Annotated in this window: 18 protein-coding genes; 8 read left to right on the plus strand and 10 right to left on the minus strand. The window is 72.0% G+C overall.

Annotated features, from left to right (window positions below; all coding sequences use genetic code 11):
• Nucleotides 1-14 precede the first annotated feature (14 nt).
• From NYZ98_RS19645 to NYZ98_RS19655, 3 genes are all read left to right on the plus strand, one after another.
• Nucleotides 15-1,565, plus strand: a complete 1,551-nt coding sequence (locus NYZ98_RS19645) for an amino acid adenylation domain-containing protein (protein WP_262844280.1) — start codon at nucleotides 15-17, stop codon at nucleotides 1,563-1,565.
• Between the two features lie 73 nt (nucleotides 1,566-1,638).
• Nucleotides 1,639-1,962, plus strand: coding sequence for an acyl carrier protein (locus NYZ98_RS19650; RefSeq protein ID WP_262844281.1), 324 nt, complete (start codon nucleotides 1,639-1,641; stop codon nucleotides 1,960-1,962).
• Nucleotides 1,963-1,977: 15 nt separating this feature from the next.
• A complete protein-coding gene (locus NYZ98_RS19655) occupies nucleotides 1,978-4,365 on the plus strand; it encodes a lantibiotic dehydratase family protein (RefSeq protein WP_262844282.1) in 2,388 nt (795 codons plus the stop codon).
• Nucleotides 4,366-4,411: 46 nt separating this feature from the next.
• On the opposite strand, the gene NYZ98_RS19660 is transcribed toward NYZ98_RS19655, so the two are convergent.
• The 7 genes from NYZ98_RS19660 to NYZ98_RS19690 form a co-directional block, all read right to left on the minus strand.
• Nucleotides 4,412-5,029, minus strand: coding sequence for a methylated-DNA--[protein]-cysteine S-methyltransferase (locus tag NYZ98_RS19660; protein ID WP_262844283.1), 618 nt, complete (start codon nucleotides 5,027-5,029; stop codon nucleotides 4,412-4,414).
• Entirely contained in the window at nucleotides 5,026-5,520 is a 495-nt protein-coding gene (locus tag NYZ98_RS19665; protein WP_262844284.1) for an RNA polymerase sigma factor, read from the minus strand. Before NYZ98_RS19665 ends, NYZ98_RS19660 begins: the two co-directional genes overlap by 4 nt.
• Nucleotides 5,521-5,535: 15 nt before the next feature.
• Nucleotides 5,536-6,036 carry a methylated-DNA--[protein]-cysteine S-methyltransferase gene (locus NYZ98_RS19670; RefSeq protein WP_262844285.1) on the minus strand — a complete coding sequence of 167 codons (501 nt, stop codon included), beginning with the start codon at nucleotides 6,034-6,036 and terminating at the stop codon, nucleotides 5,536-5,538.
• Nucleotides 6,037-6,146: 110 nt separating this feature from the next.
• Nucleotides 6,147-6,542, minus strand: coding sequence for a RidA family protein (locus tag NYZ98_RS19675; RefSeq protein ID WP_262844286.1), 396 nt, complete (start codon nucleotides 6,540-6,542; stop codon nucleotides 6,147-6,149).
• A gap of 56 nt (nucleotides 6,543-6,598) precedes the next feature.
• Nucleotides 6,599-7,225, minus strand: coding sequence for a protoglobin domain-containing protein (locus NYZ98_RS19680; protein WP_262844287.1), 627 nt, complete (start codon nucleotides 7,223-7,225; stop codon nucleotides 6,599-6,601).
• Nucleotides 7,226-7,569: 344 nt separating this feature from the next.
• A complete protein-coding gene (locus NYZ98_RS19685) occupies nucleotides 7,570-8,046 on the minus strand; it encodes a hypothetical protein (protein WP_262844288.1) in 477 nt (158 codons plus the stop codon).
• A gap of 140 nt (nucleotides 8,047-8,186) precedes the next feature.
• On the minus strand, nucleotides 8,187-10,229 hold the full coding sequence (locus NYZ98_RS19690) for a PQQ-dependent sugar dehydrogenase (protein ID WP_262844289.1): 2,043 nt from the start codon (nucleotides 10,227-10,229) through the stop codon (nucleotides 8,187-8,189).
• 482 nt (nucleotides 10,230-10,711) lie between these two features.
• On the opposite strand from NYZ98_RS19690, the gene NYZ98_RS19695 reads away from it, so the two are divergent.
• Nucleotides 10,712-12,166 carry a glycoside hydrolase family 76 protein gene (locus NYZ98_RS19695; RefSeq protein WP_262844290.1) on the plus strand — a complete coding sequence of 485 codons (1,455 nt, stop codon included), beginning with the start codon at nucleotides 10,712-10,714 and terminating at the stop codon, nucleotides 12,164-12,166.
• A gap of 18 nt (nucleotides 12,167-12,184) precedes the next feature.
• Complete coding sequence (locus tag NYZ98_RS19700) at nucleotides 12,185-14,986, plus strand: glycoside hydrolase family 2 TIM barrel-domain containing protein (protein WP_262844291.1); 2,802 nt, start codon at nucleotides 12,185-12,187, stop codon at nucleotides 14,984-14,986.
• Between the two features lie 22 nt (nucleotides 14,987-15,008).
• Here the strand turns inward: NYZ98_RS19700 and NYZ98_RS19705 are convergent, their stop codons facing one another.
• Nucleotides 15,009-15,470 (minus strand): hypothetical protein, encoded by a 462-nt coding sequence (locus tag NYZ98_RS19705; protein ID WP_262844292.1) that lies wholly within the window; start codon nucleotides 15,468-15,470, stop codon nucleotides 15,009-15,011.
• Between the two features lie 76 nt (nucleotides 15,471-15,546).
• Nucleotides 15,547-16,056 carry an LURP-one-related/scramblase family protein gene (locus NYZ98_RS19710; RefSeq protein ID WP_262844293.1) on the minus strand — a complete coding sequence of 170 codons (510 nt, stop codon included), beginning with the start codon at nucleotides 16,054-16,056 and terminating at the stop codon, nucleotides 15,547-15,549.
• A 340-nt stretch (nucleotides 16,057-16,396) separates the two neighbouring features.
• On the opposite strand from NYZ98_RS19710, the gene NYZ98_RS19715 reads away from it, so the two are divergent.
• Genes NYZ98_RS19715 through NYZ98_RS19725 form a run of 3 tightly spaced genes read left to right on the plus strand, consistent with a single transcriptional unit; the run spans nucleotide 16,397 to nucleotide 19,346 of the window.
• Nucleotides 16,397-17,446 (plus strand): LacI family DNA-binding transcriptional regulator, encoded by a 1,050-nt coding sequence (locus NYZ98_RS19715; protein WP_262844294.1) that lies wholly within the window; start codon nucleotides 16,397-16,399, stop codon nucleotides 17,444-17,446.
• A complete protein-coding gene (locus tag NYZ98_RS19720) occupies nucleotides 17,443-18,348 on the plus strand; it encodes a fumarylacetoacetate hydrolase family protein (protein ID WP_262844295.1) in 906 nt (301 codons plus the stop codon). Before NYZ98_RS19715 ends, NYZ98_RS19720 begins: the two co-directional genes overlap by 4 nt.
• Nucleotides 18,345-19,346 (plus strand): Gfo/Idh/MocA family protein, encoded by a 1,002-nt coding sequence (locus tag NYZ98_RS19725; RefSeq protein WP_262844296.1) that lies wholly within the window; start codon nucleotides 18,345-18,347, stop codon nucleotides 19,344-19,346. The genes NYZ98_RS19720 and NYZ98_RS19725 overlap by 4 nt, the downstream gene beginning before the upstream one ends.
• Nucleotides 19,347-19,646: 300 nt before the next feature.
• Here NYZ98_RS19725 and NYZ98_RS19730 read toward each other — a convergent pair whose 3' ends face one another.
• Entirely contained in the window at nucleotides 19,647-19,883 is a 237-nt protein-coding gene (locus NYZ98_RS19730; RefSeq protein ID WP_262844297.1) for a hypothetical protein, read from the minus strand.
• Between the last annotated feature and the right edge of the window lies 1 nt (nucleotide 19,884).

The following is a 19,884-nucleotide window of genomic DNA, read 5'->3' on the forward strand; positions in this document are numbered from 1 at the left end:
TTACGTTCGGCGGCATGAAAAGGCTCCTTTCGGCGGACCAGGCCACTCAGGGGACCATCGTCGATGACATCCGCGGCCACGCCGTCCGCGCACCCCACGCACCCGCGATCGTGACGCAGCGGGCCGTCATCTCCTACCGGGAGCTCACCGACCGGATCGAGCGCCTGGCCCGGACGCTGGCCGCCGCAGGAGTCGGCGCCGAGAGCCGCTGCGCCGTCGCCGTCGAGGACGACGTCCACGCCGTGATCGCGATGGCCGCCGTCATGCGCGCCGGCGGGGCGTTCCTCACCCTCGACCCCGGGCAGCCGGTCCAGCGCCTGCACGCGATGGCCGCCGGCGTGGACACCCGGTTCCAGATCACCACCGCCGCGCTCGCCGGACGGCTCGCCCTGCCCATAGGCGGCCCCGCCATCCTGATCGACGACCTGGGCGGCACGGCCGGGGCCACGCTCCCGGCGCACGTCCCGCCGCGTTCGCTCGCCTACATCAGCCACACCTCGGGGTCGACCGGCACCCCCAACCCCGTCATGATCGAGCACGGCGGGCTGGGCGCGTACCTGCGGTTCATCGTCGCCGACGGCGGGCTCGGCCCGCACACCGCCGCGCTGCAGCTCGCGCCGTTCGGCTACGACGCCTCGATCCGTGGCGTCTTCGCGCCGCTGGCCGCGGGAGGCCGCCTGATCCTGCTGCCCCGCTCCACCCTGCTGCGTCCCGCCGCCCTGGCCGCCGCCGTGGAGGACCACGGCGTCAACGCCATCCTGAGCAGCACCCCGACGTTGCTGACCGCTCTGGCCCAGGACGAGGACGTCGCCGCACGGCTCGGCGGCGTCGGCCTGATCCTGTGCGCCGGGGAGTCGCTGCGCCCCTTCCTCTCGGCCGGGGGCAGGCGGCTGACCGCCGGCCGGCTGGTCAACCACTACGGGCCGACCGAATGCACGATCACCTCGACCCGCCACGACGTCCCCCCTCGGCCGGACACCGAGGCCGACCTGATCGGCACCCCCATCGACGGGGTGACGGTCCGTCTGCTCGACCCGGGCATGCGCGCGGTCCCCGACGGCGCGACCGGCGAGATCTACATCGGCGGCGCGGGCGTGGCACGCGGCTACGGCGGCCGGCCCGCCCTGACCGCCCAGCGGTTCGTCCCCGACCCCTGCGGCCCGCCGGGCGCCCGCCTGTACCGGACCGGTGACCTGGCCCGGCGCGGCCCCGGCGGCGTCCTTGAGTTCCTCGGCCGCGACGACAGGCAGGTCAAGATCCGGGGCTACCGCGTGGAGCCGGCCGAGGTCGAAGGCGCCCTGCTCGGCCATCCGGCCGTGACCGGGGCGGTGGTCACCTCCGCCGCCGACGAACGCGGCCGCGTCCACCTCGTCGCCCACGTCATGGGCGCGCTCGCCGGCGTCACCGACGCGGCGCTGCGCGCGCACCTCGCGCTCACCCTGCCGCCCCACCTGATGCCCCGGCGGTTCCACCGCCTCGAGACCATGCCCACCACCCACAGCGGCAAGACCGACCGGACCGCCCTCCTTGCGCACGCTCCGGCCCACGCCGGCCCGGGCGCCTGACCCGCGGCCGTCACCCCGAACAGGACGTCCACCACCACCAGCTCACCTCCCCGGCCTTGGAAGGGCGGAACCCATGACGACGACGAACGACGACCTCGCCTACACCGACGACATGACCCACACCGGCGACATGACCTCCATCGAGGACCTGACCGAGCTGATCGTGGGCGTGTACCAGGAGACGCTTCGCCACGACGGGCTCGGACCCGACAGCGACTTCTACGAGGAGGGCGGGGACTCCATGACCGCCTTCCAGATCATCGCCCGGCTGCGCGCCGCACTCGACACCGACATCCCCGTCGCGCTGGTGTTCGCCTGCCCCACGCCCATCGACCTCGCCACCGCCGTCGCCGGCCTCGCCGGCGGACTGCCGGGCGACGGCACCAGCCTCAACTGAACGGAGAGACCGGACATGAACGACGCATCGGCGCCGTACGTCGGCCAATGGCGGCTGTGGACCCAGATCTCGGTACGGGGACCCGGCTTTCCCGCCTCGGGGGTGCTGCGCCTGGCACCCGAAGGCCTCGCCGCCGCGGCCGGCGGGTTCGGCACGGGGGAGCTTTCCGGGCCCAGGTGGGACGAGTTCGAGAAGCGGTTCGGGGACGCGGCGCTGTCGGTGTCGGGGGTGCTGCAGGAGATCGCCGGCCTGCCGTTGTTCCAGACGGCGGTGGCCTGGCAGAACCGCACGGTCCTGAAGTCCGGGATCGGCCCGTTCCTGCGGTGGACGCCCGAGGGGGGCAAGCGGCCGAGCATGGCGCGGCAGCGCGAGGAACTGGTGGCGCACTACTGGCAGCGGTTCTGCGTGAAGAACGACACCATCGGGTTCTTCGGCCCGGTGGGCTGGGGGGAGTGGGACCGGTCGATACGCGGCGTGCAGGTCGAGCCGGGGACCGGGCTGATCGCCAGATCCGGCGTGTACTTCGCGAGCTGGGCGGTCGACGCGCTGGCACGCAGCGTCAGCGAGGACCCGGCGGTGCGGGAGTGGCTCGCACCGCACCGGATGCCGTTCGTACGGACCGACGGCGCCGAGGTGAGCCTTCCGGGCCTGCCCCCCGTACGGGTCGGCCCTGTCGAGCAGGAGGTGCTCGGGCTCTGCGACGGCACCCGGACGGCGCACGCCATCCAGCGGGAACTCGGCGACGACGTCGACGTGCGCGGCGTGCTCGAGACGCTGGTCAGGCGCCGCTACATCGTGTGGCGGCTCGACGTGCCCGCCGACACCTACCCCGAACGCCGGCTGGCCGGGCTCCTCGCCCAGATCGGCGACCCCGTCGTCCGCGAGCGGGCCCTGGCCAAGCTGGCGGTCCTCGAACGCGGCCGGGACCGGGTCCGCGACGCGGCGGGCGACCCCGAGGCGCTCGTGGCCGCCATGGAGACGCTCGAAGGCGAGTTCACCGAGCTGACCCAGGTCGCCGCGCAACGCCAGAAGGGCGGGGGCAACGCTCCCTGCCGGGCGCTGATCTACTCCGACAGCACGCGCGCCGCCCGGGTCCGGGTCGGCACCGAGCTGCTCGACGCCCTCGGCCCGCTGGACCTGCTGCTGTCCGGAGGGGCCTGGCTGACGGCCGGCCTGGCGCGGCGGGTCATGGCCCGCGCCCGCCAGGTGTACGCCGAGGAGACCCGGAACCTCGGCGACACCCCCCTGGACCTGGCCACCTTCTGGTTCGCGTGCATCCCCATGCTGCACAGCGGCGTCGTCGCCGACGCCGAGGACCTCAAGCGGGAGTTCGCGAAGTGCTGGGAGGACATCCTGCGCCTGACGCCCGGCGAGCGGCACGTGCGCCTGACCCGGGCGGACATCGCCGGCCGGGTACGCGAGGCCTTCGGCGAGCCCGCCGACGAGGGGTGGGCCACGGCCCGGTACGCCTGCCCGGACGTGCTGGTCGTCGCCGACGACGCCGAGGCGGTGAACCGGGGGGAGTTCGAGCTCGCCCTCGGGGAGCTGCACCTGGCCATCAACACGCTCGGCGCGTCGCTCTTCGTCAACCAGCACCCCGACCGCGACGAGCTGATCGGGCTCACTGACCTCGACCACCCCGGGCCGCGCCTGATGCCGTTGCAGCCCAAGGAGCACCGCGCGCGGCTGTCGGCCCGCACCCGGTACTCGCTCGTCCGCGACCAGGACTACTGCGTCGCGCTGGCGGACTCCAGCGCCGACCCGCACCGCCCGCGCACGATCCCGAGCGCCGACGTCGTCGTGCGGGACGACGACGGCCGCCTCGTCGCCGTGCTGCCCGACGGGAACGTGTTCGACCTTGTGAACATCTTCTCGCAGGGCCTGACCATGCTGGTGCTCGACATGTTCCGCATCGTGCCTGAGGACGTCGACCACTTCCCCCGGGTGACGATCGACCGGATGATGGTGGCGCGGGAGACCTGGCGGTTCGACCCTTCGACGATGGACTTCGCCGACGAGAAGAACGAGGCGAAGCGGTTCGTCCGGGCCGGGCGGTGGCGCGAGGCGCAGGACCTGCCGCGCTACGTGTTCGTGGTGTCGCCCACCGAGCCTCGGCCGTTCTACGTGGACTTCCACAGCCCGGTGTACGTGAACATCTTCGCCAAGGCCGTGCGCCGGCTCCAGCGCGACGACCCCGGCGGGCGGCTCACCATCAGCGAGATGCAGCCCACGCCCGAGCAGACCTGGCTGACCGACGACAAGGGCGACCGCTACACCTCGGAGCTGCGCTTCGTGGCCGTCGACGACGCCCCGGTCCAGGCCGCCGGCCCGCCCGCCCCCCTCGCCAAGCAGCTTCCCCGGCCGGTGCCCGCCGGCGTGGACGGGCTGGTGCCGGCCACCTAGACCGCAGGGCCCGCCACCGGGATCCACCGGTGGCGGGCCTTCGCGTTCACGGCGTCGCCTCCAGGGCCAGCAGGGTGTGCTTGGCGTCGGCCCCGCCCGCGTACCCCCCGGCGGAGCCGTCGGAGCGCACGACCCGGTGACACGGCACTACCAGCGGCAGCGGGTTGGTGGCGCAGGCCGTGCCCACCGCGCGGACCGCACGCGGGCTGCCGGCGGCGGACGCCACCTGGGCGTAGCTCTCGGTGCGGCCGTAGCCGATGTCGCACAGGTGCCGGAGCACCTCGCGCCGGAACCCCGTGGACAGCCGCCAGTCCAGCGGCAGCTCGAACCGGGTGCGCCGCCCGGCGAAATACTCATCGATCTGCCGGCTGGTGTCGTCCAGGCGGGCCGGGGCGGAAAGGATGCGGGGGCTCACGCTGCCGGCGAGTTGCCGCAGGACGGCGTCGTGGTCCTGGACGGCGTAGGCGACCTTCACCAGGCCCTGGGCGGTGGCGGCCAGCAACAGGGTGCCGACGGGGGTGTCCAGCGTGCGGTAGGCGACGTCGAGGACGCCCTCCTGCCGTGCCCGCTCCACGAGACGCTCGTGCAGCCGGGCCATCGCGGGGTCGTCCTGGACGGGCAGCGCCGTGAATAGGCGCCCGGTCCTGGGGTCGGATGCGGTCATGATCGGGTCACTCCCCTCTGGTCGGTCGGGCTCGGGTAGGTGGTGCGCAGGGTCCTGACGCCGTCGGCCGCCGCTCTGCGCGCGGCGTCGGCGCTCCCGCCGCACAGGGCGGCGATCTCCTTGTACGGCAGCCCGGCCAGGTAGTGGTAGGCCACCGCCCGGCGCTGCCGGTCGGGCAGCGCCTTGAGCACCCGCCACAGGTCGCCGTCCCAGTCCTCCGGCCGGCCGGCGCGTGCCGGGCGTTCCGGCAGCGCGTCCACCGGAGTGGGCCTGCGGGCGGCCGCGCGGACGACGTCGATGGCCTTGCGGTGGGCGATCGTCACCAGCCACGCCTCGACGTTCGCGTCGGCGGGCAGGTCCGGGTACGCCTTGAGCGCGGACAGGAAGGTCTCCGACCAGGCGTCCTCGGCGTCCTGCGGCCCGACGACGGCCCGGCACACGCGCAGCACCATCGGACCGTGCTCGGTCACGATCTGTTCGAAGGGTCGCATGGTCACATCCTGTGGTCAGAACAGCCGGGCCGCCTTGCGTTCGGCGGGCTCCTCCAGGTCGAGCAGGAACCGCTTGCGCTGAAGGCCTCCGGCGTACCCGGTCAGGCCGCCGTCCGCGCCCACCACGCGGTGGCACGGCACGATCACCGACAGCGGGTTGCGGGCGTTCGCGGCGCCGACCGCCTGCGCGAGCGACACGTTCCCGAGCCGCCGTGCCAGGTCCCCGTACGAGCGGGTCTCGCCGAAGGGGATCTCCATCAGCAGCTTCCACACCCGCTGCTGGAACTCGTCCCCGGCGGGGGCCAGCGGCAGGTCGAACCGGGTACGCTCGCCGGCGAAGTACTCGCCGAGCTGGCGGCGGACCTCCTCGAAGCCCGTCTCCTGGTAGGTGCCCCGGTCCTCGGGCTTCGGGCCGCGAAGGTGCCGTTCGAAGTACAGCCCGCTCAGCACGCCGTCCTCGGCGACGGCGAGCAGGTCGCCCAGCGGCGACGCGATGATGGTGTGGGTCCTGGTCATGCCGGCTCGTCCTTCCCAGCCCGGGGGCCGCCGGTGCGGCCCTCTTCTACCAGGAAGACGTCCGCCGGACGGGAAACGTGAGATCCGCCCGGCACTTTTTCTCCGCGCGGTCACCTGGTGGCGACGCAGTCCACTTCGATGTCGAAGGGTCCTGGCCACGCGGGAACGCACACGAAGATCCGGGCCGGCGGGTCCTCGGGAAAGTATCGCGCGTAGATCGCGTTGACCGCCGCGAACTTCTCGACCGACGTGCAGTACACGTTGCACTTCAGGACGTTCCCCAGGGACGAGCCCGCCGTCTCCAGGCAGAGTTTGAGCTGGTCCAGCACGAGTTCGGCCTGACGTTCCACCGGCGCGGACTCCGCCACCTCGCCGGTCTCGGGGTCGAACGGCGGCAGGCCGGAGACGTAGATCGTGTCGCCGCTCCGGGTGACGGCCGAGGTCGGCGCCTTCCACCTTTCGAGGTACGTCGACAGGGGTTCGACCCTGATGATCTCCCTGCTCATCGTTTCCCTCCGATCGTCCGGGGCGCGCGGCCCGGCCGGGCCGGTCCGCCGGTGGGTCACCAGTTGGCGGCGTCGACGTAGGGGCGGGTCCACACGGTGACGTGCAGCATGACGGACTTGGTGAAGGCCGAATGCATGCGGTCGACCTGCTCGGCCGGTGCGCCCTTGGCGGCGAGGTACTCGCGGGCCGTGGCGATGACGACGGCGGTGAAGGCGAGCAGGTAGCGCATGGGGATGTGGTCGATCGAGTCGGCGTGGTCGGTGGCGTTCTTCTTGGCGCGGGTGTGCCGCAGCCCGATCTCGTGCTGGTAGTCCAGCCAGTCCTGGTCCAGCGGGCGCGTGCAGGCGTCGATGATGAAACGGTCGAAACGCGGCTTGCTCGCGGCGCCGTACTCGGGGTTGGGGGTGCCGTCGGGATGCCCGGAGTAGGGCCGCATCCACGGCAGTCCGCCCAGGCGCGTCCGGTAGGCGGTCACCATGTCGTCGGCCTGGTCGGCGAGGATCTCGGCGGCCTCGCGCAGGGCCCGCTCGTCGTCGGCGGTGAGCCACACCGCCTCCTTCAGCCGCGCCAGGTCCTCCAGGGTCAGCGGGGAGGAGGTGGCCTCGTCGGTGCCGTAGGTGTAACCGGGGATCCGCTCGGGATGATCGGTCACCACGCGCGGTGTCGGCTGGTGCTCGCTCATGGGCAGCGCTCCTTGGTCGGTGCGGCGACGCCGGCGGCGACGGTCCGGGCGGGAACGATGGAGAAAGGCCTCTCCAAAGATCACGCCATGACCGTCCCGGCGCGTGACGCCGCACCTTCGATCTGCGGAAACTTGGACGTTCATCGACACAACCAAGATCCATCCGCCGGGGACGACGACCTGGTTGTGATCCGGGCCCCCTGGGGAGGCCCCGTGATTCGACGCTACGCCCGGAACGTTTCGACACCGAACGAAACGATCGCGCCGCCGCGATCGAAGAAGGACCGCCGCGCGCCGGCAGGGGCGCGCGGCGGTCGCCACGCGGTGCTGTCACGCCGGGACGGTCAGCAGGAGGAGAACCACCTGACGGAGAAGATGCCGCCCGGGATCCCCGAGGTCACCCGCACGAAGCGGTCCCACACGTAGATGTCGCTGGCGCCTGAGGAACGGCCGTCGGAGGGCACCATCCGGGGCGAGTCGAAGGCCGAGCTCGTCACCGACAGCACCGTCCGCTGGTTGGCGTCGTTGAAGACGAACCGGCTGTGCCAGATGTCGGCGCCTTTGGTGAAATCGGTGTCGCTCGTGGCGTGCAGGTGCACGACGTTGCCCTCGATGGCGACCCAGCTGTCGGGTTCGAGGTGGCAGTCGCCGACCTTCCATGGGCTGCCGAAGGCTCCGAAGGAGAAGAACTGGCTCGACCCCATGGTGAGAAGCTTCGAGTCGGACACCGAGTCCGCGGACGCGGTGCCCTGGATGCCGAGCAGTGCGACGATCGCGAGACCCGCCGTGATGGCGAGGGTTCGCAGTTTCCGGGTGTGCATGGATCCTCCTGACGAGGTTGACGTCCTACCTCTCAGGCGTGCCATGCCGGGCCAACACGTTCCAGGGCGTCCTGGTGGGGACGCCCTGGCGGGCCGCGCGTGATCGTCGGGTCTCGTGCCGCCAGGACGGCTCGGGGGCGCTAGGAGCCGAGGGTGACGTGGAGGAGTTTCTCGTCGCTGTTGTTCGGTGTGCTGTCCTTGTCACCGAGGTTGGTGGTGGTCAGCCACAGGCCGCCGTCGGGGGCGGGCTCCACGGTGCGCAGCCGGCCGTAGGTGCCGTTGAAGTACGCCTGCACGTTGGTCAGGTCGCTGCCGCTGATCACCTCGCGGTACATCCGGGTGCCGCGCTCGCAGGCCACGTAGAGGACGTCGCGCACGATGGCGATGCCGGAGCAGGAGCCGTCCGCGGTGGGGTAGGTGTGCTTGGGCGCGATGAACCCGGCGGTGCCGCAGCTGCCGGTCGTGCCCTCGCAGGCCGGCCACCCGTAGTTGCCGCCCCGGGTGATGAGGTTCGTCTCGTCCATGACGGAGTTGCCGAACTCCTGCTCCCACAGCCGTCCCTGCGAGTCGAACGCCAGCCCCTGCGGGTTGCGGTGGCCGTAGCTCCACACGTAGTTGCCGAACGGGTTGTCGGAGGGGACGGTGCCGTCGGGGTTGAGCCGCAGGATCTTGCCGTTGAGGCTGGAGGTGTTCTGAGCGTTGTCGCCGTTCTGCGCGTCACCGGTGCTGGCGTACAGCTTGCCGTCCGGGCCGAACCGCAGGCGCCCGCCGTCGTGGAACTTGTTGCGCAGGATCCCGCTGACCAGGACCTGCTCGGTGCCGGTGTTCAGCCGGTCGTTCTCCAGCTTGATCCGGACGATCCGGTTGTCGGCCGGCGTCGTGTGCATGATGTACAGCCAGTGGTCGCTCGCGAAACCGGACGAGACGGCCAGGCCGAGGAGCCCGCCCTCGCCGTCGGTGTTGGCCACGTTCGGGACGGTGCCCACGGTGGTCTTCGCCCCGCTCGCCGGGTTGAGGTGGACGATGTCGTGGGCGTCGCGGCGAGTGTAGAGGATCGTGCCGTCCGGCAGCGTCGCGAGGCCCCACGGGATGTCGGTGTCGGTCGCGATCTGCGTCACCGCGCACACGGGGTTGGCGCACGCCGCGCCGGTGGTCACCGTCACGGTGCCGCTGCGCGCCGACACGTTCGCCTGCGCGTCGCGGGCCACCACGTAGTACTGGTAGCCGGTGTTCGCGGCCAGCCCGCTGTCGATGAACGTGGTGGCCGGGGCCGTCGTGGCGGTGCCGGTGACCGTGCCGGCCTTGGCGCCGCCCCGGTAGATGTCGTACGCCCTGACCCCGATGTCGTCGGTCGAGGCCGTCCAGTTCAGCGTCACCGTGGTACCGGACGCCGAGCCCCTGAGCTGGCCGGGCGCGGACGGCGGCTGGGTGTCGGCCTGGCACTGCGGCGGCGTGATCGGCACGGTGGTGCTCGCCTGCGAGACGTTGCCCGCGGCGTCGCGGGCGTTGACGTACAGGCCCCACGTCACCCCGCCGACCACGGTGAGGCCGGTGGACAGCGTGGTGCCGCTCACCGACTTCATGAGCTGGCCGTCGTGGTAGACGTCGTAGAACGCCACGCCGACGTTGTCCGTCGAGGCGTTCCACGCGAACGTCACCGCGTCGCACACCAGGCCGCTCACCCTGGGGTTGCCGGGGACGCTCGGCGGCTGGGTGTCGGCGCTTCCCGCCGACGTCGTCCACTTCTGGTTGGCCTGGCCGTTGCAGGTCCACAGCCCCACCAGGGTGCTGTTGGCGGTGCCCGCGCCGCTCACGTCCAGGCACAGGCCGGACTGCACGCCGGCGATGGTGCCGTCGGAGTTGATCCGCCACTTCTGGTTGGCCCCGCCGTTGCAGGTGTAGATCTGCAACGCGGCCGGGGCCGTGGTGTCCTGGCCCACCACGTCCAGGCACATCGTGGCGTCGTACACCCGGAACTCGCCGGACGAGGTGAACGTCCAGCCCTGGTTGGCCTGCCCGTTGCAGTCGTAGATGTTGACGCCGGTGCCGGAGGTCTTGACGTTGCCGACCACGTCCAGGCAGCGGCCGGAGGCCACGCCGACCACGGCGGAACCGGCAGCCGCGGCGGGCACCGCGCCTGCCACCAGCATCGCGATCACGGCGGCCACCACGGCCAGGAGCACGCGGGGGCGGGGACGCGGGCGGCCGGTTCGCCTGGGTTCTGAGGGGGCGGGAACGGGGGTGCGGTGCGAGCGCATGGGTACCTTCCGCGGATCTGACAACGCGTGTCAGGCAGGGATGTGGCAACGTTGTCGCGGGCCGACGTGACAACGTTGTCGATCCAAGATCTCACAGGGTGGGCTCTCCGAAGTTAGTCAATCGTCACGGATCGAGTCAATGGCCGGAACGCGCCCCCCGGCCACCACCCGGTAGGCCTTCGCACCCCGCACCTGCTCAGACCCGCCTGCCCCCGGATCAGGGGCGCCGGATCAGATGCGGCGCGCCTCGTTCCGGCCTGTCCGAAACCTGGCGCCGAAGGAGGTCCGCCACCGAGGGCGCGCCGGGGGAGGGCATTGACAAGCGGCGATCCCTCATCTTTGCTGTGCCGAGGTTCCACGCCACGCCGATCCGGCGATGGTCACCCCCCACTCATGGAGCCGCCACGATGGAACGATGGGCTCTTCCGCTGGCGTTGTGCCTGGTGCTCGCCGGTCCCGCCGCCCCGGCCGCCGCGTCCTCCGCCCCCGCCGCGTCCTCCCCCCAGGCCGCCGCGGTGATCTGCAACCGCTACTGCGACGGGCGCGACCCGGCGCTGTCCCCGGCCGACCGGCAGCCGGTCGCCGCGACCCTGTACGGGCGGCGCTTCGCCGTGCACGTCGACGACACCGACGCGATGGCGTGGGCGTCGGCGGAGACCGGGAACCCCGGTGACCAGGTGTGGCTCGACCGCTCGTTCGACGGCGGGCGCACCTGGCCCGACAGCCGCCTGGGTCTCACCGCCACCCCGGCCGGGGCCCGGGGCACCCGCACGGCCATGTTCAACGTCGACGACTGGGCCGGCCTGGGCGTCGGCGCGCTGCGGGCCTGCGGCAAGGCCGGCGACCGCCCCGAGATCGCCTGCACGGCGTGGACGCGCACCACCTGGAACGCCTGGGACCGGCGGACCGCCGCCGCGACCGCGCTCATGATGCGCTACGACCGCGCCACCGGCCTGTTCGACACCAACGCCTGGTGGACGAGCGCGAACGCGCTCACCGCGATCATCGACAACATCCGGCGCAGCGGCATGAGCAGCTACCGCTACGCGATCGCCACCACCTACGACAAGAACGCCGGCTCGCGGCTGGGCCGGTTCCGCAACGAGTTCCTCGACGACACCGGCTGGTGGGGCCTGGCCTGGGTGGCCGCCTACGACCTGACCGGCGAGAGCCGGTACCTCGACACCGCCCGCGCCGACGCCGACCACATGTACGCCTACTGGGACACCCGCTGCGGCGGCGGCGTGTGGTGGAAGACCGACCGGGCGAGCAAGAACGCCATCGAGAACAGCCTCTACATCCAGCTCAACGCCGCGCTGTCGCAGCGCGTCCCCGGTGACACCGTCTACCGGGGCCGGGCCCAGGCCGCCTGGACCTGGTTCCAGGGCACCGGCATGCTCAACGGCTCGAACCTCGTCAACGACGGCATCGACCTGACCACCTGCCGCAACAACGGCGCCCCCACCTGGACCTACAACCAGGGGGTGCTGATCAACGCCCTGGTGCAGCTCAACCGGCTCACCGGCGACGCCGGCGCGCTCGCCACCGCACGGCGCGTCGGCGACGCGCTCACCACCAGCACCTACCTCAGCCCCAACGGGATCCTGCGCGAACCCAACGAGAGCAACACCTGCGGCGGAGACGGGGTCTCGTTCAAGGGCGCGGCGATCCGCGGCCTCGGCGCGCTGAACGCGGCGACCGGCGGCGCGTACGACACCTACCTGCGGCGCAACGCCGACACCGCCTACGCCGCCGATCGCGACACGCTCGACGCCTACGGCAGCCACTGGGCCGGGCCCTACGTGCCCACCAACCACAGCTGCCAGCACAGCGCGCTCGATCTGCTCAACGCCGCACCCTGACCCGCGCGAGGAGTTCCCATGGAGATCAAGCGACGCGACTTCCTGGCGATGGGCGCCGCCGGCGCGACCGCGGCCGGGCTGTCCGCCCTCGGCGTCGCGCTGGCCGCCCCCGCCGGCGCCGCCCCGACCGAGGTCCTCTACCTGACCGGCACGGACGCCGACCACACCGTCGACTGGGACTTCCTGTGCTCAAGCGGGCGCCGCGCCGGCGCGTGGAGCACGATCCCCACCCCGTCCAACTGGGAGTGCCAGGGCTTCGGCACCTACAACTACGGCGGGACCCTCGTGCCGAACGAGAACGGCCGCTACCGCCGCACGTTCACACCGCCGGCCGCGTGGGCCGGCCGGCGGATCTTCGTGGTCTTCGAGGGGTCGATGACCGACACCGAGGTGTGGGTCAACGGGACCTCGGCCGGGCCGAAGCACCAGGGCGGCTTCTACCGCTTCCGGTACGACGTGACCTCACGGGTGAACCTGGGGCAGTCCAACCTGCTGGAGGTGACGGTCGGCAAGGAGTCCTCCGACGCGTCGGTCAACGACGCCGAACGCCGGGGCGACTACTGGAACTTCGGCGGCATCTACCGCCCGGTGACGCTGCAGGCGTTCCCCGCCGCGCGCGTCGACCGCGTGGCCGTCGACGCCAAGGCGAACGGCGCGTTCGCGGCCGACGTCCAGCTCGCCGGGGTCACCGCCGCCGGGCGGGTGTCCGCGCAGCTCCGGCGGCTGGACGGCACGGCCGTGGGCGGGGCCTTCTCCGTGCCGGTCGCCGCGGGGGCGGCCACCGCGCGGCTCACCACCACCGTCGCGGCGCCGCAGCTCTGGACGGCGGAGACGCCGGCCCTGTACCAGGCGGAGATCACGCTGTACGACGCCGCAGGCACCCCGCTGCACGGCGTCACCGAGCGGTTCGGGTTCAGGACCGTCGAGGTGCGCACTGGGGACGGCGTCTACGTGAACGGCAAGAAGATCATCCTGAAGGGGGCCAACCGGCACACCTTCTGGCCCACGCTCGGCCGCGCGTCGAGCCCGCGCATCGCCCGGCAGGACATCCTTCTGATGAAGGACATGAACATGAACGCGGTCCGCATGTCGCACTACCCGCCGGACGCCTACTTCCTCGACCTGTGCGACGAGCTGGGCCTCTACGTCCTCGACGAGCTCGGCGGCTGGCAGAAACGCTACGACGAGGGCGTCGGCGCGCCCCTGGTGGCCGCGATGGTGACCCGCGACGTCAACCACCCCAGCATCCTGTTCTGGGACAACGGGAACGAGGGCGGCTGGAACACCGCGCTGGACGACGACTTCGCGCTGTACGACCCGCAGAAGCGCAAGGTCCTGCACCCGTGGACCACGTTCAGCGGCATCGACACCAGCCACTACCAGACGTACGCCTCCACGGTCGCCAAGCTGGCCGGGAGCACGATCTTCATGCCGACCGAGTTCCTGCACGGGCTCTACGACGGCGGCGCCGGCGCCGGGCTGAACGACTACTGGAAGGTCATGGGCGCCGGGCCGAGGGCCGCCGGCGGGTTCATCTGGGCGCTGCTGGACGAGGGCGTCGCGCGCGGCGACCAAGGCGGCGCCATCGACACCACGGGCAACCGCGCACCCGACGGCATCGTCGGCCCGTACCGGGAGAAGGAAGCCAGTTTCTCCACGATCAGGGACATCTGGTCACCGGTCCAGCTCGCCAGCCCCGCGTACTACGCGTCGGCGTTCCCCTCCGGCTTCGACAAGACCGTGAAACTCGTCAACCGCTACGACTTCACCGGCACCAGGACGTGCACGTTCACCTGGCGGCTGGTGACCTTCGCCGCCCCCGGCTCGACGGGTCACACCACGGTCGCCCAGGGCACGGCGGCGAGCCCCGACATCGCGCCGGGCGCCACCGGAGCCGTCACGCTCGGCCTGCCCGCGACCTGGGCGGACGCCGACGCGCTCGGGCTGACGGTGACCGATCCGACCGGCCGTGTCCTCAGCGACTGGATGTGGCGGATCAAGAAGGCCGCCGACCACGCCGGCCGGCTGGTGGTACCGGTGGCGGGCGCGCCCGCCGTCACCGCCGTACAGGACGCGGCCGGCGTGACGATGATCGCCGGCACCACCAGGGTCACCATCAGCAAATCCACCGGGCGGCTGACCGGCGTCACCCGGAACGGGGTCGCGGTGTCGCTGGCCAACGGCCCGGCGCTCGCCGCCGGCGCGGCCACGTTCACCGGCCTCACCCACGGCGCCGACGGCACGGGCTGGGTCGCGCAGGCCGCGTACACCGGCGACCTGACGTCCGTGCGCTGGCGCCTGGACCCCGCCGGCTGGCTGCGGATGGAGTACGCCTACCACCGCACCGGGAACCACGACTACCTGGGCGTGACCATGGACTACCCCGAGTCGAAGGTGCGCGGCCTGACCTGGCTCGGCGACGGGCCCTACCGGGTCTACAAGAACCGGACGCGCGGCGTGCGGCCCGACGTGTGGACCAAGGCCTACAACGACACCGCCACCGGCGCGACCGGGTGGGCCTACCCCGAGTTCAAGGGCTACCACGCCGGCACCTGCTGGGCGAGCCTGGCCACGACCGAGGGCACCATCACGATGGTCGCGGCGGAGGAGAACCTGTTCCTGCGGCTGTTCACCCCGGCGACCGGCGCGAACCCGCAGTCGGCCACCGTCCCCTACCCGGCGGGCGGCATCTCGTTCCTCGACGGCATCCCCGCCATCGGCGACAAGTTCCTGCCCGCCGCCGAACACGGCCCGGAAAGCCAGCCGAATGTCGCCACGGGCGACTACCACCGCACCGTGTTCTTCCGCTTCGGACCCTGACCGCGCCACCCGCGGCCGGGGCTCACAGGTAGGAGCGGGCGGCGGCGGCCAGTTCCGGCAGGCCCTGGCGGGTGGCCGCGGGGACGGCCGTGTCGGGGGTGCGCACGCGCACGTCCTCGCTGGTGATGGCCAGCACCGCGGGCGGGCTGCCCAGGTCGCCGTACCGGCCGCTGACCGCCGAGGTGATGGCCGCCCGGGCGTCGGCCAGGATCGTCCTGGGCGGGCGGGGCTCACGGGTGGACAGATGGCCCAGGATCGCCGCGAAGCGGAGGTGGTCGGCCAGGGTCACCCCGCCCGGGGGGCGCGCGGGACCGGGCTGGTCCAGCCAGAACGCGGCCCCCGACAGGTATCCGGGGTAGGGGACCCCGCGATCACCGGGCAAGGCGGCCGCCGCGTCGGCGACCAGCCGGCCGAACTCGGCCAGGTCGGTGCCGGGCGGCAGATCGGTGGTGACGAGCACCGGGATGATCAGCGTGTCGACCATGCGCGACTCCTTTACGCAGATCGCCGATGATAACCACCGCCACCGACATTACGGCCGCAGCGCGCGGACGGGGGTCTCAGTCGTCGTCGTTGTCCTTGTCGTCCTTGTGGCGCGACTCGTCGGCGAGTTCCTCCACGGCGACGGCGACGGCCAGGACCAGGGGGACGTCCGGGTGGGTGACCTCGATGCCGTAGGTCTCCCTGATGCGGAACCACTTGCGTGAGGTCTCGGCGATGACGCCCTGGTCGCCCTCGATGGTGTAGTTCTTCTCGATGATGTCGCCGGTCGCCGTCCACTCCTGCCCGTCGGCGAGCTCGACCACCATCTTGTGGCGCAGCGGGCTGAACAGCTTCTTGTGGACCTTCGCCACCGTGTCGCCGTCGCGCTCGACGATCATCGTGTCCCTGATGCTGATCATCTTCTTCTTGATGACGGCGAGGACCTCGCCCTCCGGCCCCTTGAGCTCGAACGTCTGGCGGATCCGCAACGCCTTGCCGTCCACCAGGAAGGCGCGGTGCCCCGACTCGTCCTCGATCCAGTAGTCGTCGCCGATACTGAACATGCGTTCGCGCATCTGGAACTTCACGTCGCCTCCACGAGCCGCTCATTCTGGCTGCGATCCGGGGCGGCGCCGCTCCGGCGGGCCCCGGTCCCTTGTCAGTCACCCTAATGCGGACGCCCGGGCGGCGGTGTCCCGTTCGGCGTTGTGACGGCGGGAGTTTCGATCCTTTCCAGCGAAGTTTCGAGCGACGGTCGCTCCGGGGATGCGATGATGAGGGCCGAGCGGGAGGGGGCGCGGTTGTGGTGGTGAGGGGTGCGGGGGAGCGGGGCGAGGTGCGTCCGGGCGGGCTCCGCGCGGGGGTGACGACGGCTCCCGCGACGGTGACCGTGACGACGAAGCGGGGTTCCGGCGGGGTGGGGGCCAGGTGACCGACCCGATCGAACGGCGGGTCACCGTCGCCGACATCGCCGCTGAGGCCGGGGTCTCGCGCGCGACCGTGTCCAAGGTGCTCAACGGCCGTTCCGACGTGGCGCCCACCACCCGGTCCCAGATCGAGACCATGCTGGTCAGCCGAGGGTACATCCCCACCGCGCGCACCAAGAGGGCCGTGACCGCCGTCCGGCGCGGCGGCCTGATCGAGTTGCTGTTCGACGACGCGGGCACCCCCTGGGCCGGCGAGATGATCCGCGGCGCCGAGGAGGCGGCGCGGGCCGCCCGCATCGGCATCGTGGTGTCCGTGCTCGGCGGCGGCCCCGGGCGTGGCCGGGAGTGGCTGGAGGACGCCGCCGGGCGTGACCCGCGCGGGGTGGTCCTCGCGCTCTCCGGGCTGCCGGCGGCCGACCACAAGCGCGTCGCCAAGCTCGGCGTGCCGGCGATCCTGGTCGACCCCGTCGGCGACGGCGACTCCGACCTCCCCTCGATCGGCGCGGGCGACTGGGGCGGCGGCATGGCCGCCACCCGCCACCTCATCGGCCTCGGCCACCGCCGCATCGGCGTGATCACCGGGCCGATGCGGTTCCTGTGCGCCCAGGCGCGCCTGGCGGGGTACCGCGCGGCGCTGGAGCGGGCCGGCATCCCGGCCGACGACCGGCTCGTCGAGCACGGCGACCTCTGCTTCTCCTCCGGCCTGGAGCTGGCGCTCGCCCTGCTCGCCCGGCCGGAACCGCCCACGGCGATCTTCGCTGGCGACGACGAGCAGGCGCTCGGCGTGTACGCCGCGGCTCGGCGGCGCGGCCTGCGCGTGCCCGACGACCTGAGCGTCGTGGGCTTCGGCGACGTGCCGGTGTCCCAGTGGGTGACGCCGCCGCTGACGACCGTACGGCAGCCCACCGCCGAGCTGGCCGCCCTGGCCGTCCGCACTCTGCTCGCCCACCAGGACGGTGCCGTGCCGGAGGGCCGGGTCGAACTGTCCACGAAACTCGTGGTCCGCGGCAGCACCGCGTTTTACGAAACTCCGCCGGAAGGAGTCGGGTGAACATCATCAGGTACCGGACACGAGAGTCCGCGGTGCCCCGGGTCGGGCTGCACGACGGCGGCGGGGTCGCCGAGCTGGCGGGCGTCGCCTCGCTCGCGGAACTGTGGGCGCTGCCGCTCGCGGGGCTGCGCGCCCGGCTGGCCGAGGGCCCGTCCGGCGACCAGGTGCCGCTCGCGGACGTCGAGCTGCTGGCGCCGGTCGACGGCCGCACCGAAGTGTGGGCGGCCGGCGTCACCTACGAGACGTCCCGGGAGGCCAGGGTTGAGGAGAGCGAGCGGGCCGCGACCGTCTACGAGCTCGTGTACGACGCCGAGCGGCCGGAACTGTTCTTCAAGTCGGCCGCCTGGCGTGCCGTGGGTCCCGGGGGGAGCCTGTCCATCCGGTCCGACTCGACCGTGGACGTGCCCGAGCCCGAGCTCGCCCTGATGGTGAACCACCTCGGCGAGATCGTCGGCTACACCGTGTGCGACGACGTGTCCTCGCGCAGCATCGAGGGGGAGAACCCGCTCTACCTGCCGCAGGCCAAGACCTACTTCGGCGCCTGCGGCCTCGGCCCGTGGATCACACCGGCCTGGGAGGTCCAGGACCCCTACGACCTGGCGATCGAGATGACGATCCACCGGGACGGCAGGAGCGAGTGGAGCGGCCAGGCGAGCACCTCGCGGCTGCGCCGGCGGCTGGACGGCCTGGTGTCGTACCTCATGCGCGGCGACGTGCACCCCGACGGCGTCGTCCTGTCGACCGGCACCTGCCTGGTGCCGCCGGCGCCGTTCACGCTCGCGCACGGTGACGTGGTCGAGATCGGCATCGGGGAGGTGGGTACGCTGCGCAACACCATCATTCGCGGCAAACCCGACGAACCGGACAAGCCGACCGTTCCAAAGGAGACATCACTGCGATGACGACGCGAGCTCAGAACCCCCCGCCGCTCCGCTGGGCGATCGTCGGCACGGGAGGCATCGCGACCGCGTTCGCCGACGACCTGCGGCTGTCGGATGCCGGCGAGCTGGTGGCGGTCGGGTCCCGCTCGGCCGCCAGGGCCGAGGCGTTCGCCGCGCGCACGTCCGCGCCCCGGGCCCACTCCGACCAGGCCGAGCTGCTGGCCGCCGATGACGTCGACGCCGTGTACGTCGCGGTGCCGCACTCCGCGCACCACGCCGTGGCCCTGGCCGCCATCGAGGCCGGCAAGGCCGTCCTGGTCGAGAAACCGTTCACGATCAACCGCGGGCAGGCCGAGGAGCTGGTGAAGGCGGCCAGGTCGCGCGGGGTCTTTCTGATGGAGGCGATGTGGACGCGGTTCCTGCCGCACATGGTCCGCGTCCGCGAACTGCTCGCCCAGGGGCGCCTCGGTGACGTCCGGCTGGTCACCGCCGAGCATGGCGCCTGGTTCCGGCACGATCCCGAGCACCGCATGTTCGACCCGCACCTGGGCGGCGGCGCCCTGCTCGACCTGGGCGTCTACCCGCTGTCGTTCATGTCCATGGTGCTCGGCGCCCCCGCGTCGGTGCTCGCGGCCACGCAGTTCGGCGACACCGGGGTGGACGGGCAGACCGCGGTGGTGCTCGGGTACGAGCAGGGCCGCCAGGCGGTGGCGACGAGCAGCATGCAGGCGTTCCTGCCCAACCGGGCCTCGATCGCCGGCACGGACGGGCGCATCGACATCGACGCCACCTGGTACCGGCCGACGTCGTTCACCCTGACCGAGCGCACCGGCGCGGTGGAACGGTACGAGTTCCCCGTGCCGGGCAACGGTCTGCGCTACCAGACCGAAGAGGTGGCGCGGTGCCTACGCGAGGGCCTGCTGGAGAGCCCCGTACTACCGCTGGCCGAGTCCTGCGAGATCATGGGCACCATGGACGCCGCCCGAACCCAGGTCGGCCTACGCTACCCCGAAGAGTGACCCCCACCCCCCGAAACCACCCCCGGTCTCCCTCACCGGGGACTCCCTTCTGAGGGAGGGAACGTGGACAGGACGTCCCAAGAAACTTTCGAATAATATCCGAAACTTCACGGGTGTGAGGGTCGACGTAGATTGAAAGGTTGGCGAACGTCACGAGCGGCGGTGGGCCAGAAAAGGGCTATTTTGTCTTAGTTTTCTACCCTCTCCAATCATCGAGCCGGAGTCGGGCGACGTCCCGATAGTTTCGACGGACTTTCGGGATCTGTGAACATCGCGGTGGACAAGGCCGGGTGTGGCGTGTCATCGTCGGGGCTCCGCCGACCACACCGGCACCGGGGTGCCGCAGGTTCGTGCGCTCCGCTCGTACAGGCCGGGAAGGTCGCCGGGACCGGTGCCGGCCTCGGGGCCTGGCCGCTCGTTCTGGCCGGTGGTCGGCTCGGAGAGCGGGCCGAGTGCGTTCAGGGCGAGCACGACGACCTCTGCCGTCCTGATCGGCTCGCAGGTGGTGAGGTGGGTACTCGCGAGCAGCGTCGCCATG

It is taken from the genome of Sphaerisporangium corydalis, assembly GCF_025506355.1.
GTDB classification, from domain to species: Bacteria; Actinomycetota; Actinomycetes; order Streptosporangiales; family Streptosporangiaceae; genus Sphaerisporangium; species Sphaerisporangium corydalis.